At 65.7% G+C, this 14792-nt stretch carries 9 protein-coding genes and 3 rRNA genes; 2 read left to right on the forward strand and 10 right to left on the reverse strand.

The annotated features are described in order from the left end of the window. Positions 1-49: 49 nt before the first annotated feature. The 4 genes from OG214_RS16790 to OG214_RS16805 all read right to left on the reverse strand — a co-directional run bounded on the left by OG214_RS16790 (position 50) and on the right by OG214_RS16805 (position 5972). Complete coding sequence (locus tag OG214_RS16790) at positions 50-706, reverse strand: HAD family hydrolase (RefSeq protein WP_405985177.1); 657 nt, start codon at positions 704-706, stop codon at positions 50-52. A gap of 117 nt (positions 707-823) precedes the next feature. Further along, positions 824-940: ribosomal RNA gene (rrf, locus tag OG214_RS16795) — 5S ribosomal RNA — on the reverse strand. Between the two features lie 78 nt (positions 941-1018). Next, a 23S ribosomal RNA gene (locus OG214_RS16800) occupies positions 1019-4141 on the reverse strand. 303 nt (positions 4142-4444) lie between these two features. Then, positions 4445-5972, reverse strand: a 16S ribosomal RNA gene (locus OG214_RS16805). Together the 16S, 23S and 5S rRNA genes form the textbook arrangement of a ribosomal RNA operon. A gap of 864 nt (positions 5973-6836) precedes the next feature. Between OG214_RS16805 and trpS the strand changes: the two genes are divergently transcribed. Next, positions 6837-7835: a tryptophan--tRNA ligase gene (gene trpS, locus OG214_RS16810; protein WP_405985178.1), complete on the forward strand. Its 999-nt coding sequence runs from the start codon at positions 6837-6839 to the stop codon at positions 7833-7835. Between the two features lie 60 nt (positions 7836-7895). On the opposite strand, the gene proC is transcribed toward trpS, so the two are convergent. The 6 genes from proC to OG214_RS16840 form a co-directional block, all read right to left on the reverse strand. Next, entirely contained in the window at positions 7896-8705 is an 810-nt protein-coding gene (gene proC / locus OG214_RS16815; protein ID WP_363085690.1) for a pyrroline-5-carboxylate reductase, read from the reverse strand. 136 nt (positions 8706-8841) lie between these two features. Continuing rightward, on the reverse strand, positions 8842-9654 hold the full coding sequence (locus tag OG214_RS16820) for an ABC transporter permease (protein WP_405985179.1): 813 nt from the start codon (positions 9652-9654) through the stop codon (positions 8842-8844). Continuing rightward, positions 9651-10421, reverse strand: a complete 771-nt coding sequence (locus tag OG214_RS16825; protein WP_363085692.1) for an ABC transporter ATP-binding protein — start codon at positions 10419-10421, stop codon at positions 9651-9653. The genes OG214_RS16820 and OG214_RS16825 overlap by 4 nt, the downstream gene beginning before the upstream one ends. Positions 10422-10512: 91 nt before the next feature. Further along, positions 10513-11286 carry a class I SAM-dependent methyltransferase gene (locus OG214_RS16830; protein ID WP_405985180.1) on the reverse strand — a complete coding sequence of 258 codons (774 nt, stop codon included), beginning with the start codon at positions 11284-11286 and terminating at the stop codon, positions 10513-10515. 24 nt (positions 11287-11310) lie between these two features. After that, positions 11311-11775, reverse strand: coding sequence for a hypothetical protein (locus OG214_RS16835; RefSeq protein WP_405987528.1), 465 nt, complete (start codon positions 11773-11775; stop codon positions 11311-11313). A 195-nt stretch (positions 11776-11970) separates the two neighbouring features. Continuing rightward, positions 11971-12285, reverse strand: a complete 315-nt coding sequence (locus tag OG214_RS16840; protein ID WP_363082992.1) for a peptidase — start codon at positions 12283-12285, stop codon at positions 11971-11973. Positions 12286-12408: 123 nt separating this feature from the next. Between OG214_RS16840 and OG214_RS16845 the strand changes: the two genes are divergently transcribed. Then, positions 12409-14658, forward strand: a complete 2250-nt coding sequence (locus OG214_RS16845) for a protein kinase domain-containing protein (RefSeq protein ID WP_405985181.1) — start codon at positions 12409-12411, stop codon at positions 14656-14658. Positions 14659-14792 lie beyond the last annotated feature (134 nt).

Below are 14792 nucleotides of genomic sequence, written 5' to 3' on the forward strand. Positions count from 1 at the left end.
CGAACCAGGCGCGGATCAGGCGCGGATCAGGCGCGAATCAGGACGCAGGTCACGCCGTGGGTCGGCCAAGCAGACCGGGCAGTTCGGCCATGGTGGAGAAGTACGCGGTGGCGCCCACGAGCTTCTCGGCAGGTGTCATCGCCGTGAACGCGTAGACATCCATCCCGGCAGACCTGGCCGCGGCGACGCCAAGGGGGCTGTCCTCCACCACGGCGCATCGCGCGGGGGCGACACCCATCCGCTCGGCGGCATGGAGAAAGAGATCAGGCGCCGGCTTGCCCCGTCCGACATCCTGGGCGCTGAAGATGACCCGGTCCTCGAACCATCGGTCCAGGCCGGTCTTGCGATGGCCCACACGGATGCGCTCATGGCTCCCCGACGAGGCGACGCAGTACGGCACACCGTCGACGGCCAGCTTCCCCAGCACCTCGACCACTCCCTCGACCGGCTCCAACTCCCGCTCGAAGGCGGCGAAGACACGCGCGTGCAGCGTGTCGTCGAAGTCCACGGGGAGACGCCGGCCCGTCCGCTCCTCGATGAGATCGTGGACGCGATGCACGGCAGCTCCCATGTAGTCGCGCAGGGAGTCCTCGTACGACGTGGGGTGCTCCAACTCGGTGAGGTAGGCGGCCAGGATCGTGTTGGAGAGCGGCTCACTGTCGACGAGGACGCCGTCATTGTCGAAAATGATCAATTCGTAGCGCATGCTCCGACTTTAGACGCAGGCTCCGAACGCAGTCATTGCGATACGGCCGTCAGAAAAGTCCTGGAACGCAGAAGTGCCCCGTACCGGATAACCGGCACAGGGCACTTCGCAATAATTGTTCGGCGGCGTCCTACTCTCCCACAGGGTCCCCCCTGCAGTACCATCGGCGCTGTGAGGCTTAGCTTCCGGGTTCGGAATGTAACCGGGCGTTTCCCTCACGCCATGACCACCGAAACACTATGAAACAACAACCAACCGGATAACACACAGCCGTTCATTGTCTCAGAACTAACACAGTGGACGCGAGCAACTGAGGACAAGCCCTCGGCCTATTAGTACCGGTCAACTCCACCAGTCACCTGGCTTCCATATCCGGCCTATCAACCCAGTCGTCTACTGGGAGCCTTAACCCCTCATGGGGGTGGGAGTCCTCATCTCGAAGCAGGCTTCCCGCTTAGATGCTTTCAGCGGTTATCCCTCCCGAACGTAGCCAACCAGCCATGCCCTTGGCAGAACAACTGGCACACCAGAGGTTCGTCCGTCCCGGTCCTCTCGTACTAGGGACAGCCCTTCTCAAGACTCCTACGCGCACAGCGGATAGGGACCGAACTGTCTCACGACGTTCTAAACCCAGCTCGCGTACCGCTTTAATGGGCGAACAGCCCAACCCTTGGGACCGACTCCAGCCCCAGGATGCGACGAGCCGACATCGAGGTGCCAAACCATCCCGTCGATATGGACTCTTGGGGAAGATCAGCCTGTTATCCCCGGGGTACCTTTTATCCGTTGAGCGACGGCGCTTCCACAAGCCACCGCCGGATCACTAGTCCCGACTTTCGTCCCTGCTCGACCCGTCGGTCTCACAGTCAAGCTCCCTTGTGCACTTACACTCAACACCTGATTACCAACCAGGCTGAGGGAACCTTTGGGCGCCTCCGTTACCCTTTAGGAGGCAACCGCCCCAGTTAAACTACCCATCAGACACTGTCCCTGATCCGGATCACGGACCCAGGTTAGACATCCAGCACGACCAGAGTGGTATTTCAACGACGACTCCACCCATACTGGCGTATGAGCTTCAAAGTCTCCCACCTATCCTACACAAGCCGAACCGAACACCAATATCAAACTGTAGTAAAGGTCCCGGGGTCTTTCCGTCCTGCTGCGCGAAACGAGCATCTTTACTCGTAATGCAATTTCACCGGGCCTATGGTTGAGACAGTCGAGAAGTCGTTACGCCATTCGTGCAGGTCGGAACTTACCCGACAAGGAATTTCGCTACCTTAGGATGGTTATAGTTACCACCGCCGTTTACTGGCGCTTAAGTTCTCAGCCTCGCCAACCCGAAGATTGACTAACCGGTCCCCTTAACGTTCCAGCACCGGGCAGGCGTCAGTCCGTATACATCGCCTTACGGCTTCGCACGGACCTGTGTTTTTAGTAAACAGTCGCTTCTCGCTGGTCTCTGCGGCCACCCCAAGCTCACACTGCAAGAGTGATCACCTAGTGTGGCCCCCCTTCTCCCGAAGTTACGGGGGCATTTTGCCGAGTTCCTTAACCATAGTTCACCCGAACGCCTCGGTATTCTCTACCAGACCACCTGAGTCGGTTTAGGGTACGGGCCGCCATGAAACTCGCTAGAGGCTTTTCTCGACAGCATAGGATCATCCACTTCACCACAATCGGCTCGGCATCAGGTCTCAGACACATGTTGCACGGATTTACCTGCACAACGCCCTACACCCTTACCCCGGGACAACCACCGCCCGGGCTGGACTACCTTCCTGCGTCACCCCATCGCTTACCTACTACCACCTCGGTTCAGCGGCTCCACCACTCCCCTTCACCCGAAGGCTCCAGGACGGCTTCACGGCCTTAGCATTAATGGATTCGATACTGGGCGTTTCAAAGCGGGTACCGGAATATCAACCGGTTGTCCATCGACTACGCCTGTCGGCCTCGCCTTAGGTCCCGACTTACCCTGGGCAGATCAGCTTGACCCAGGAACCCTTAGTCAATCGGCGCACACGTTTCCCACGTGTGTATCGCTACTCATGCCTGCATTCTCACTCGTGAACCGTCCACCACTCGCTTACGCGGCGGCTTCACCCGGCACACGACGCTCCCCTACCCATCACAGTCCCCGTTGGGGGTACATACTGCAATGACACGACTTCGGCGGTACGCTTGAGCCCCGCTACATTGTCGGCGCGGAATCACTTGACCAGTGAGCTATTACGCACTCTTTCAAGGATGGCTGCTTCTAAGCCAACCTCCTGGTTGTCTCTGCGACTCCACATCCTTTCCCACTTAGCGTACGCTTAGGGGCCTTAGTCGATGCTCTGGGCTGTTTCCCTCTCGACCATGGAGCTTATCCCCCACAGTCTCACTGCCGCGCTCTCACTTACCGGCATTCGGAGTTTGGCTAAGGTCAGTAACCCGGTAGGGCCCATCGCCTATCCAGTGCTCTACCTCCGGCAAGAAACACACGACGCTGCACCTAAATGCATTTCGGGGAGAACCAGCTATCACGGAGTTTGATTGGCCTTTCACCCCTAACCACAGGTCATCCCCCAGGTTTTCAACCCTGGTGGGTTCGGTCCTCCACGACCTCTTACAGCCGCTTCAACCTGCCCATGGCTAGATCACTCCGCTTCGGGTCTTGAGCGCGCTACTAAACCGCCCTATTCGGACTCGCTTTCGCTACGGCTACCCCACACGGGTTAACCTCGCAACACACCGCAAACTCGCAGGCTCATTCTTCAAAAGGCACGCAGTCACGACCGTATGTGCAAGCACACACGGCGACGCTCCCACGGCTTGTAGGCACACGGTTTCAGGTACTATTTCACTCCGCTCCCGCGGTACTTTTCACCATTCCCTCACGGTACTATCCGCTATCGGTCACCAGGGAATATTTAGGCTTAGCGGGTGGTCCCGCCAGATTCACACGGGATTTCTCGGGCCCCGTGCTACTTGGGTGATTCTCAAACGAGCCGTACAGATTTCAGCTACGGGGGTCTTACCCTCTACGCCGGACCTTTCGCATGTCCTTCGCCTACCCATACGGTTTCTGACTCGCCGACCGGCCGGCAGACCGATCAAGAGAACTCCCACAACCCCTGAAACGCAACCCCTGCCGGGTATCACACGTCACAGGTTTGGCCTCATCCGGTTTCGCTCGCCACTACTCCCGGAATCACGGTTGTTTTCTCTTCCTGAGGGTACTGAGATGTTTCACTTCCCCTCGTTCCCTCCACACTGCCTATGTGTTCAGCAGCGGGTGACAGCCCATGACGACTGCCGGGTTTCCCCATTCGGACACCCCCGGATCAAAGCTCGGTTGACAGCTCCCCGGGGCCTATCGCGGCCTCCCACGTCCTTCATCGGTTCCTGGTACCAAGGCATCCACCGTGCGCCCTTAAAAACTTGGCCACAGATGCTCGCGTCCACTGTGCAGTTCTCAAACAACGACCAGCCACCCGCCACCCCATCCCCCAAGGGACAAGTTCACCGGGACCGGCACATGAAGGGCGAGCAACGCTCGCACCCTCAGACACCCAACAGCGCGCCCGGCACAACCAACCCCCAGACCCTGTGTTCCACGCCGAAGCAGTACTAACAGGCCCCGCAGGACCGACTGTGCCGAATAGTCAACGTTCCACCCATGAGCTGACCACCGTCGGACATGCGCCGACGAAGTGGCTCTCGACCCCGAAGGGTCTAGATGCTCCTTAGAAAGGAGGTGATCCAGCCGCACCTTCCGGTACGGCTACCTTGTTACGACTTCGTCCCAATCGCCAGTCCCACCTTCGACAGCTCCCTCCCCACAAGGGGGTTGGGCCACCGGCTTCGGGTGTTACCGACTTTCGTGACGTGACGGGCGGTGTGTACAAGGCCCGGGAACGTATTCACCGCAGCAATGCTGATCTGCGATTACTAGCAACTCCGACTTCATGGGGTCGAGTTGCAGACCCCAATCCGAACTGAGACCGGCTTTTTGAGATTCGCTCCGCCTCACGGCATCGCAGCTCATTGTACCGGCCATTGTAGCACGTGTGCAGCCCAAGACATAAGGGGCATGATGACTTGACGTCGTCCCCACCTTCCTCCGAGTTGACCCCGGCAGTCTCCTGTGAGTCCCCATCACCCCGAAAGGCATGCTGGCAACACAGAACAAGGGTTGCGCTCGTTGCGGGACTTAACCCAACATCTCACGACACGAGCTGACGACAGCCATGCACCACCTGTACACCGACCACAAGGGGGCGACCATCTCTGGCCGTTTCCGGCGTATGTCAAGCCTTGGTAAGGTTCTTCGCGTTGCGTCGAATTAAGCCACATGCTCCGCTGCTTGTGCGGGCCCCCGTCAATTCCTTTGAGTTTTAGCCTTGCGGCCGTACTCCCCAGGCGGGGAACTTAATGCGTTAGCTGCGGCACCGACGACGTGGAATGTCGCCAACACCTAGTTCCCAACGTTTACGGCGTGGACTACCAGGGTATCTAATCCTGTTCGCTCCCCACGCTTTCGCTCCTCAGCGTCAGTAATGGCCCAGAGATCCGCCTTCGCCACCGGTGTTCCTCCTGATATCTGCGCATTTCACCGCTACACCAGGAATTCCGATCTCCCCTACCACACTCTAGCCTGCCCGTATCGAATGCAGACCCGGGGTTAAGCCCCGGGCTTTCACATCCGACGCGACAAGCCGCCTACGAGCTCTTTACGCCCAATAATTCCGGACAACGCTTGCGCCCTACGTATTACCGCGGCTGCTGGCACGTAGTTAGCCGGCGCTTCTTCTGCAGGTACCGTCACTCACGCTTCTTCCCTGCTGAAAGAGGTTTACAACCCGAAGGCCGTCATCCCTCACGCGGCGTCGCTGCATCAGGCTTCCGCCCATTGTGCAATATTCCCCACTGCTGCCTCCCGTAGGAGTCTGGGCCGTGTCTCAGTCCCAGTGTGGCCGGTCGCCCTCTCAGGCCGGCTACCCGTCGTCGCCTTGGTAGGCCATCACCCCACCAACAAGCTGATAGGCCGCGGGCTCATCCTTCACCGCCGGAGCTTTCAACCCTCTCCCATGCAGGAGAAAGTATTATCCGGTATTAGACCCCGTTTCCAGGGCTTGTCCCAGAGTGAAGGGCAGATTGCCCACGTGTTACTCACCCGTTCGCCACTAATCCACCCCGAAAGGCTTCATCGTTCGACTTGCATGTGTTAAGCACGCCGCCAGCGTTCGTCCTGAGCCAGGATCAAACTCTCCGTGAATGATTACCCGTAATCGGGTCAGCACCACGAGAGCGGAACCACCAGCCGGAATAAGACCGGTGATTCACAGCGTCCTCGCTGTGTTACTTCAAAGGAACCCGAACCCACCGGAACATCACATCCCGGAAGGACGGGGTATCAACATATCTGGCGTTGACTTTTGGCACGCTGTTGAGTTCTCAAGGAACGGACGCTTCCTTTGTACTCACCCTCGCGGGCTTTCCTCCGGGCTTTCCCTTCGGTCCTGCTGTTGTTCTCTTGTTGCTTGTCTTGCTGTCTTGCGTTTCCGACTCTATCAGACTCTTTCGTGTCCGATTCCCCGTCGGAGCGGGGCTGCTTTCCAGTTCTTCGCTTTCGCGTTTCCCTTTCCGGCGATTCCGACTCTAGCAGATCCTTTCGGGCCTGATTCCCAGTCAGAGTGGGTTGCCGTCACAGCCCTTGGGCCGTTCCGACGAGTGAGACTTTAGCGGAATCCCCGGCCCCGAGACCAATCGGGGCTGTCGCGCTCCTTCGAACGCGGATTCCTCATTTCGCAAAGACGCACGCAAAACAATGCGACGAGCTGTCGCACGCTTGTAGTGACTCCTGCGGAATGACCGTCCGGGGACCGACCTGGGCCGGTGCTCACGTCGGACAGCCCGGAGAACATTACGGATCCGTGTTTGGCATGTCAACTTCGTGGGTCGGCCGCTACTCTGGGGGCATGACAACGCATGCGCATCCGCTTCAGTGGTGGGCCGCCTGACGGCGGCCGGCAGATACGCATGCGCTCAACGGCCGCCGCCTCGGCGGCCGTTCTTGTTTTCTCCCCCTCGGGAGTCCGGTCGCCGCAAGCCGCGGCTCCGACCAGGAGGGTGATGAGAGATGACTCGGATCTTCAGCGGGATCAAGCCGACCGGACATCTGACGCTGGGCAACTACCTCGGGGCCGTCCGGCGGTGGGCCGAGGTCGATCAGCACGAGGCCGAGGCCTTGTTCTGTGTGGTGGATCTGCATGCCCTGACCGTCGAACACGATCCTGCCCGCGTCCGCCGACTCAGTCGGCAGGCCGCCACGCTCTTGCTGGCGGCCGGTCTCGACCCCGCTCTGTGCACCGTGTTCGTCCAGAGCCATGTGGACGAGCACACGCGGCTCTCGTATCTGCTGGAGTGCACGGCCACCGACGGGGAGCTGCGGCGCATGATCCAGTACAAGGAGAAGAGCGCACGGGCTCGGGCGTCCGGGGAGAGTGTGCGGTTCTCGCTGCTGTCGTATCCCGTACTGATGGCCGCAGACATCCTGGCCTACCGGGCGGACGAGGTGCCGGTCGGTGAGGACCAGACCCAGCATGTCGAGCTGACCCGGGATCTCGCGGTGCGGTTCAACCAGCGCTACGGGCACACGTTCACCGTGCCGAAGGCGACCCGGCCGGCGGTGGCCGCACGGGTGATGGACCTCCAGGATCCGACGTCGAAGATGGGGAAGTCGCACGAGTCCGGCGCCGGGATCGTCTATCTGCTGGACGAGGCCAATGTGGTGCGGAAGAAGATCATGCGGGCCGTCACCGACAGTGGACGGGTGGTCGAGTACGACCGGGAGACCCGGCCGGGGGTGGCGAATCTGCTGGAAATCCTCGCGGCGTGCGAGAACGGGAACCCGAACGACCTGGCCGGTGTATATGAGTCGTACGGCGCACTCAAGAAGGACACCGCGGAGGCGGTCGTCGAGGCGCTGCGGCCGTTGCGGGAGCGGCACGCGGCGCTGGCGGCAGATCCCGGTTATGTGGACGGAGTACTGAAGGAAGGAGCGGACCGGGCCAGGGGGATGGCCCGACCGGTGGTCGACGCTGCCTGCCGGGCGATGGGATTGCTTCCGGCCGGCTGAGCCGTTCGGGTGGGCGGGGACCCACGCGGTCCCCGCCGGAGCGGTACGCCGGAGCGAAGGTCAGCCGGTGCCGGAGGCCAGGGCGCGGCTGCGGTCCCGGGCCGCCTCGATGGCGGCGATGAGGGCGGCGCGCACACCGTGGTTCTCCAGTTCCCGGATGGCGTTGATGGTGGTGCCGGCGGGGGATGTCACGGCCTCGCGGAGCTTCACCGGGTGCTCGCCGCTGTCGCGCAGCATGATGGCGGCGCCGATGGCGGCCTGGACGATCAGCTCATGGGCCTGGGCGCGGGGAATGCCGAGGAGGATGCCGGCGTCGGTCATGGCCTCGACGAGGAAGTAGAAGTAGGCCGGGCCCGAGCCGGAGAGGGCGGTGGCGGCGTCCTGCTGGGACTCGGGGACGCGGAGGGTCTTGCCGACGCCGCCGAAGATCTCTTCGGCGTGGGCGAGATGTACGGCGAGGGCATGGCTGCCGGCGGAGATGACGGACATGCCCTCATCGACCAGAACGGGGGTATTGGGCATGACGCGTACGACAGGGGTGCCGGTGGCCAGGCGTTCCTCGATGAAGGCGGTGGTGATACCGGCGGCGGCGCTGATGATCAGGCGGTCGGCGGTGACATGGGGGGTGAGTTCGTCGAGCAGCTTGCCCATGTCCTGCGGCTTGACGGCGAGGATGAGGATATCGGCGCGCTTGGCGGCGTCGGCGTTGGTGACGGTCTCGACGCCGTAGCGGTCGCGCAGCTCTTTCGCGCGGTCGTCGCGGCGGGTGGTGGCCAGCAGATCGGCGGGGCGCCAGCCGGCCCGGATCATGCCGCTGAGCAGGGCCTCGCCGATCTTGCCGGTGCCGAGGACTGCGACTGTCTGGGGCATTTCGGGGTCACCTCGCCGGTGGGGATGGGCAGTGCTGTCGTCCGCTTCCCATCCTCGCACCGGGGCCCGGGGGTGGGCGTGAGGTGTCCGATGGGCGGTACGGCGTCGCCGTCCGGGCGGGCGGGGGCGGTTTCCCCTATGCCGTGCGGCGGCGGAGCGTGGCGGCGCCCAGGGCCAGGACGAGTACGGCGCAGCCCGCGACGACCAGGACGTCGCGGACGAAGTCACCGGTGATGTCGGGGTGCCGCAGGACTTCGTTCATACCGTCGACGGCGTACGACATGGGCAGGACATCGGAGATCGCCTCGAGCACGGGCTGCATGTCCGGGCGTGGGGTGAAGAGACCGCAGAGGAGGAGCTGGGGAAAGATCACCGCGGGCATGAACTGGACCGCCTGGAACTCGGAGGCGGCGAAGGCGGAGACGAAGAGTCCGAGGGCTGTGCCGAGCAGGGCGTCGAGGAGTGCGACGAGAAGCAGGAGCCAGGCGGATCCCACGACGTCCAGCCCGAGGGCCCAGACCGCGAGGCCGGTGGCGAGGGCCGACTGGACGATGGCGAGGAGACCGAAGGCGAGGGCGTAGCCGGCGATCAGGTCGGCCTTGCCCAGTGGCATCGCGAGCAGGCGTTCCAGGGTGCCCGAGGTGCGTTCGCGCAGGGTGGCGATCGAGGTGACCAGGAACATCGTGATGAGCGGGAAGACGCCGAGGAGCGAGGCGCCGATGGCGTCGAAGGTGCGCGGGCTGCCGTCGAAGACGTAGCGGAGCAGGAAGAGCATCACGCAGGGGACGAGGATCATCAGCGCGATCGAGCGCGGGTCGTGCCGTAGCTGGCGGAGCACACGGGCGGCGGTGGCCAGGGTGCGGGCGGCGGAGACGGGTGCTGTGGGATTGCCCGTCCTGCCTGTGATGCCGGTGCCGGTGCGGGCCGTGGTGGGGGTCGTGGTGGTCATCGGGCGCTCCCCTGGAGTGCGTTGGCCTGGTCGACGAGATGGAGGAAGGCCGCTTCGACGGTCTCGGAGTCCGTACGGGCGCGCAGGGCGTCCGGGGTGTCGTCGGCGAGGATCTCGCCGTCGCGCATGAGGAGGAGCCGGTGGCAGCGTTCGGCTTCGTCCATGACATGGGAGGAGACGAGGATCGTCGCGGCGCGCTCGGCCGCGATGTGGTGGAAGAGGTCCCACAGGTCCCGGCGGAGGACGGGGTCGAGGCCGACGGTCGGTTCGTCGAGGACGAGGAGTTCGGGGGTGCCGAGCAGGGCGACGGCGAGGGAGACCCGGCCCCGCTGGCCGCCGGAGAGCCGGCCGGCCAGTGAGTCGGCGTGGGAGGCGAGGTCGACGTCCTCGATGGCACGGGTGACGGTCTGGCGGCGGGCGTCGCGGCGGGACCTGCCGGGGTCGAGCACGGCGGCGAAGTAGTCCAGGTTCTGGCGGACCGTCAGATCGTCGTAGACGGAGGCCGCCTGGGTGACATAGCCGATCCGCGCGCGGAGTGCGGCGTCGCCGGCGGGCCGGCCGAGGACATCGAGGGTGCCGGTGGTCTTGGCCTGGGTGCCGACGACGGCGCGCATCAGGGTCGACTTGCCGCAGCCGGAGGGGCCGAGCAGACCGGTGATCTGACCGGGAGGTACGGAGAAGCCGAGACCGCGCAGGACCGTGCGGTCGCCTCGTCGGACGGTGAGGCCATGCGCATGGATGGCGGCGGCCCCAGAAGAATTCATCATGTGATGAATAGTGTGGGCCGGAGACCGCGTCGTCAAGGGCGGCGGCGGTCCCCGGAGAGGGCGGTACGGGAGGCGGTGGTACGGGCGGGTTTCAGGCGGCGGACGGTGCGGGGGTGCGATGGGTGACGGTCAGTTCGACGGCGTACGCCTCCTCGACGAGCCCGTCCGGGAAGACGGTGAGCAGCTGCGCGCGCTCCTCGGCGAGGAAGCGGGCCGTGTTCTCCTCACCGAGCATCCGGAAGACGGAGTGGGTGGCGAGATTGTCGAGATGGGTGTCGAGGGTGACACGCCGGGTCCAGGGCACCCGGCGCTCGTCGAAACGCAGCCCGTCGGGCAGGTGGCGATTGCCCCGGACGGTGCCGTGGGCGCCATGGGCGCCGTCATCGGCCCACTGGCGGATACGCGCGTCCTGGGCGGCGATCCAGGGCACATCGGCGTCCGAGACGTTCCACCAGAGAGCGAGCGCGCCGTCGGGTCCGAGGACGCGCAGCGCCTCGGACAGGGAGCGGTCCCGGTCGGTCCAGTGCCAGGACTGGGCGTAGGTGATGAGGTCGGCGCTGCCGTCGGCGAAGGGCAGGGCGTCGCCGAACCCCCGGACGAGCGGGACCTCGGGAAGGGTGCGGTGGAGCCGGTCCGCCATGCCGGGTCCCGGTTCCACGGCGATGACATGGGCACCGCGCTCGCGCAGCAGACGGGTGGCGATACCGGTGCCGGCGCCCACGTCGATGACATGGGCGCCGCCGAGGGGGCGGCCGGTGAGTTCCTCGATGGCGTCGAAGAGCGCCGGCGGATACCCGGGACGGGAGGTGTCGTACTGGTCGGCGACGGCGTCGAAGGAGAGTGCTCGCTTGGTCATACGCCCCATCCTGCTGGCCGGGGCGTGGCGGTTCTATCGGTGCCCGCGTTTCGCGCCCTTGGCGGCGCGGCGGGCGGCCGGGTTGCCGGTGCGGGCGGTGCGGCGGCGCTCGTACTGGACGAGGGCGGCCTCGTACTCGCGTCGGCGCAGTCCCTCGCCGGGGGCCTCGGTCAGCGAGCGCAGGAAGTAGGCGGCCAGCGAGCCGATGAAGCCGATCGCGCGGAGCCCGCGCAGCGACTCCTCGCGGCCGGGGTCGGCGGGGCGGCGGGTGAAGCCCTCCCAGGTCGCGCGGAAGGCGATGGCGCCGCACACCGCGAACATCACGACGACGAGCATGCCCACGAAGGAGCCCACCTCCGCGATCTCCAAGCCCTGGTAGGCGAAGCGGAGGACGAAACAGGCGGCGAGGCCGGTGACGAGAGAGCCGGCGGCGACCGCGACACGCCGTGCCGCGTATCCGCCGTCGTGGGCGACCCAGGTCGTACCGAAGAAGCGGATGGCCTCGGGCTCCGGGCCACCACGGCCGCCGTGGCCGCCGTCGCCGCGGACGTCGCGATCACGGCCGTCACCACCACGGCCACGCCCGTCGTCGTCCGGTTTCACGGTCGCGGCCGCGGTGGCTTCGGGTTGCTCGTGCTGCTCGGAGTGGTCGCTCACGGGTCGATTATCCCCATGGGCGGTTCACCCCGGGCATCAGGTGCAGCGCACGGTGACGTAGCCGTCGCTGCCCGTGTGTACATAGGCGTCGGAAACGTACTGGCCGTTGGCGATGTTGTCCCAGATATTGGTGGTGCCGTACGGCCCCGTGACCCACTCTCCCGGCTTCTGGCAGTTGATCGGCACGCTCGCCCCGTACGAAAGGACGCGGACGAGCCGGTAGTTCGTGCCCGGTCCGCTGCGTACGTTCACCCGATAGCCCGGGGCGATCGGATAGCGCGTGGCCGCGACCGTCTCGATCGCCGCTTCCGCGACGTCCTCCGCCGCGCTCTCAACCTCTTCGACTGCCATTCGGTCCTCCCCCATTGAAGGTGCGCGATCTGCTCGGCAGGCTAGCAACCGATGGCTGGATCGCACGCATCATCGACTAGGCTCCGTGCGTCGCGCTCGCGCACGAATACACGGGGGTGGGCGGTGCCACCGCTGCGCAATACGGGGTCGGCCCCGGAAGCGGAACGTCCGGATTACGCCGGTCGCTACCAGCTCGAAGCAGCCCTGGGCTCCGGCGGTATGGGTGAGGTCCATCTGGCCACCTCCGCTTCGGGGTTGCGGCTCGCTGTCAAGGTCATCCATGTCAACCACGCCTCGGATCCCGAGTTCAGAGCCCGGTTCCGGCAGGAGGTCGCGGCGGCGCGCCGGGTGAGCGGAGCCTTCACCGCGCCCGTCGTGGACGCCGATCCGGAGGCGGAACGCCCCTGGATGGCAACGCTGTTCATCGACGGCCCCACCCTCTCGGAGCGGGTGAAGCGGACCGGTCCGCTGAACGCCCGGGAACTGGTCAGACTCGGCGCGGGACTCGCCGAAGGTCTTCGCGACATTCACCGGGCCGGTGTGGTGCACCGCGATCTCAAGCCGAGCAATGTCCTGTTGGCACCGGACGGCCCCAAGGTCATCGACTTCGGCATTTCGCGCCCGACGGACAGTGATCTGCGGACGGAGACGGGAAAGCTGATCGGGACACCGCCGTTCATGGCGCCCGAGCAGTTCCAGCGCCCGCGCGAAGTCGGTCCCGCCGCCGATGTGTTCGCGATGGGCGCGGTGCTGGTCCACGCGGCCACCGGGCGCGGCCCTTTCGACTCCGACAGCCCCTATGTCGTCGCGTATCAAGTCGTCCACAACGAGCCTGACTTGGCAGGGGTCCCCGAGAGCCTGCTGCCTCTGGTCGCGCGGTGTCTGTCGAAGGAGCCGGAAGACCGTCCGACGCCGGACGAGCTGATGGCCGCGCTGCGCACCTCCGCGCAGGGCATACCGGAGCCGCTGGATACTCATGGCGCGCACGGGGCGACGGGCGTGCACGGGGTGACTGGCGCGCAGGGGGCGAGGTCGCTCATACCGGCGCAGCGGCGCTGGCCCGAGGCGGCGGGGAGCGCGGACTCGGCTCCCACCAATCACGCCGGGGACCGGTTCCGTACGACACGGCCCCGGACCGTACCGTCCCCCGGCCGCCGTCTCCCGCGCGCCCGTTGGGTCGCGGCCGGGGTGGCGGTCGTCGCGCTGGCCGTGACCGGTCTCGCCGGTGCACGTGCGGCGATGGACGACGGCGCCGACCTCGCCCCGCCGAGTGCGGGACGGGCCGACGAGGTGTCCGGCCCCTGGCAGATCGAGCTGGGCAACGGCAAGGGCGCGAACCGTATGCCCGTGTGCTCGGCCGAGGGCAAGGGCGCCGACTCCGGTGTCTACTGCACGGCTCCGGGGGTCAAGGCGGCCCGGATCAGCCCCGCCGACGGCCAGGTCGCCTGGTCCGTACGGGACGACCGCGCCACGACGGACGCCGACGAGGGCGCGGCGCCGGTCCTCTCCGGCGGGCTGCTGCATGTCATCACGCCCGGCGGCAGCCGTCTGGAGGCCCTGGACCCGGGCTCGGGCGCCGAGCGCTGGAGCGTCGACATCTCCTCGTACGCCACCGTCCGGCACGCCGCCGATTCCGTACTGCTCGTCTCGTACGACGGGCTGGTGCGGTCGCTGGACAGCGCGACCGGCGCCGAGCGCTGGGAGGAACGGCGCGGCGGGACCGGTTCCGTCTGGACGGCGGGCGGTGGCGCCGACGGTCCGCTGTTCGCCGTCACCCCGTCGCCCGACGGCACGGCCACCGAGGTGAGCGTCATCGATCCGGCCGACGGTGCCCTGCTCCGGGAGAAGCGGCTCGCCGGCACGCTGACCCCGGCCGGGGTGTCGGACGGCACGCTCTTCCTGCTCTCCAACGGCAGCAATGACATGACCGACGCCGTCGTGAGGCTCGACGCGTCGAGCCATGCCGTACGGCGTGTCCCGCTGCCCTCGCCGGTCGACCAGGCGCAGGCCACGGTCGCCGGTGACATGGTCTATGTCGTCGGCTACACGGGCTCGTTGCTCGCGGTCGACACGAGCGACGGTACGGCCGCCGGGCCCGGCCAGCGCTGGCGGCTCGAAACGTCCGTCACCCGGGCGTCGCGCCCGACGGCCGCGGGCAAGTGGCTCTTCATGAGCGCGGGGGACGGGCGGCTGCTCGCCGTGGACGCGGAGCGCGGGGTGCTGGCCGGGCAGACGAAGCCACGGATGGGCGAGGGACGGGACACGCTGTCCGGGGCGCTGCCCACACCGGTCACCCTCCCCGGGAAGGTCCTCGCCAGCGCGCCCGACGGCTCCGTGTTCGCGGTCGACAGCCGGGACCCCGCGCGCTGGTGACCGTCACGCCACGGGGTGGGCTGTCACGCCGCGGAGTGACAGCCGGGCGCCCCGGTCCCTGAGCGGGATCCGGGGCGCAGGTGTACGTAGACGGATCAGCAGATGAGCGGATCGCGGACTGGCTGATCGCGGAC

The organism is Streptomyces sp. NBC_00872 (assembly GCF_045161915.1).
Taxonomy (GTDB): domain Bacteria; phylum Actinomycetota; class Actinomycetes; order Streptomycetales; family Streptomycetaceae; genus Streptomyces.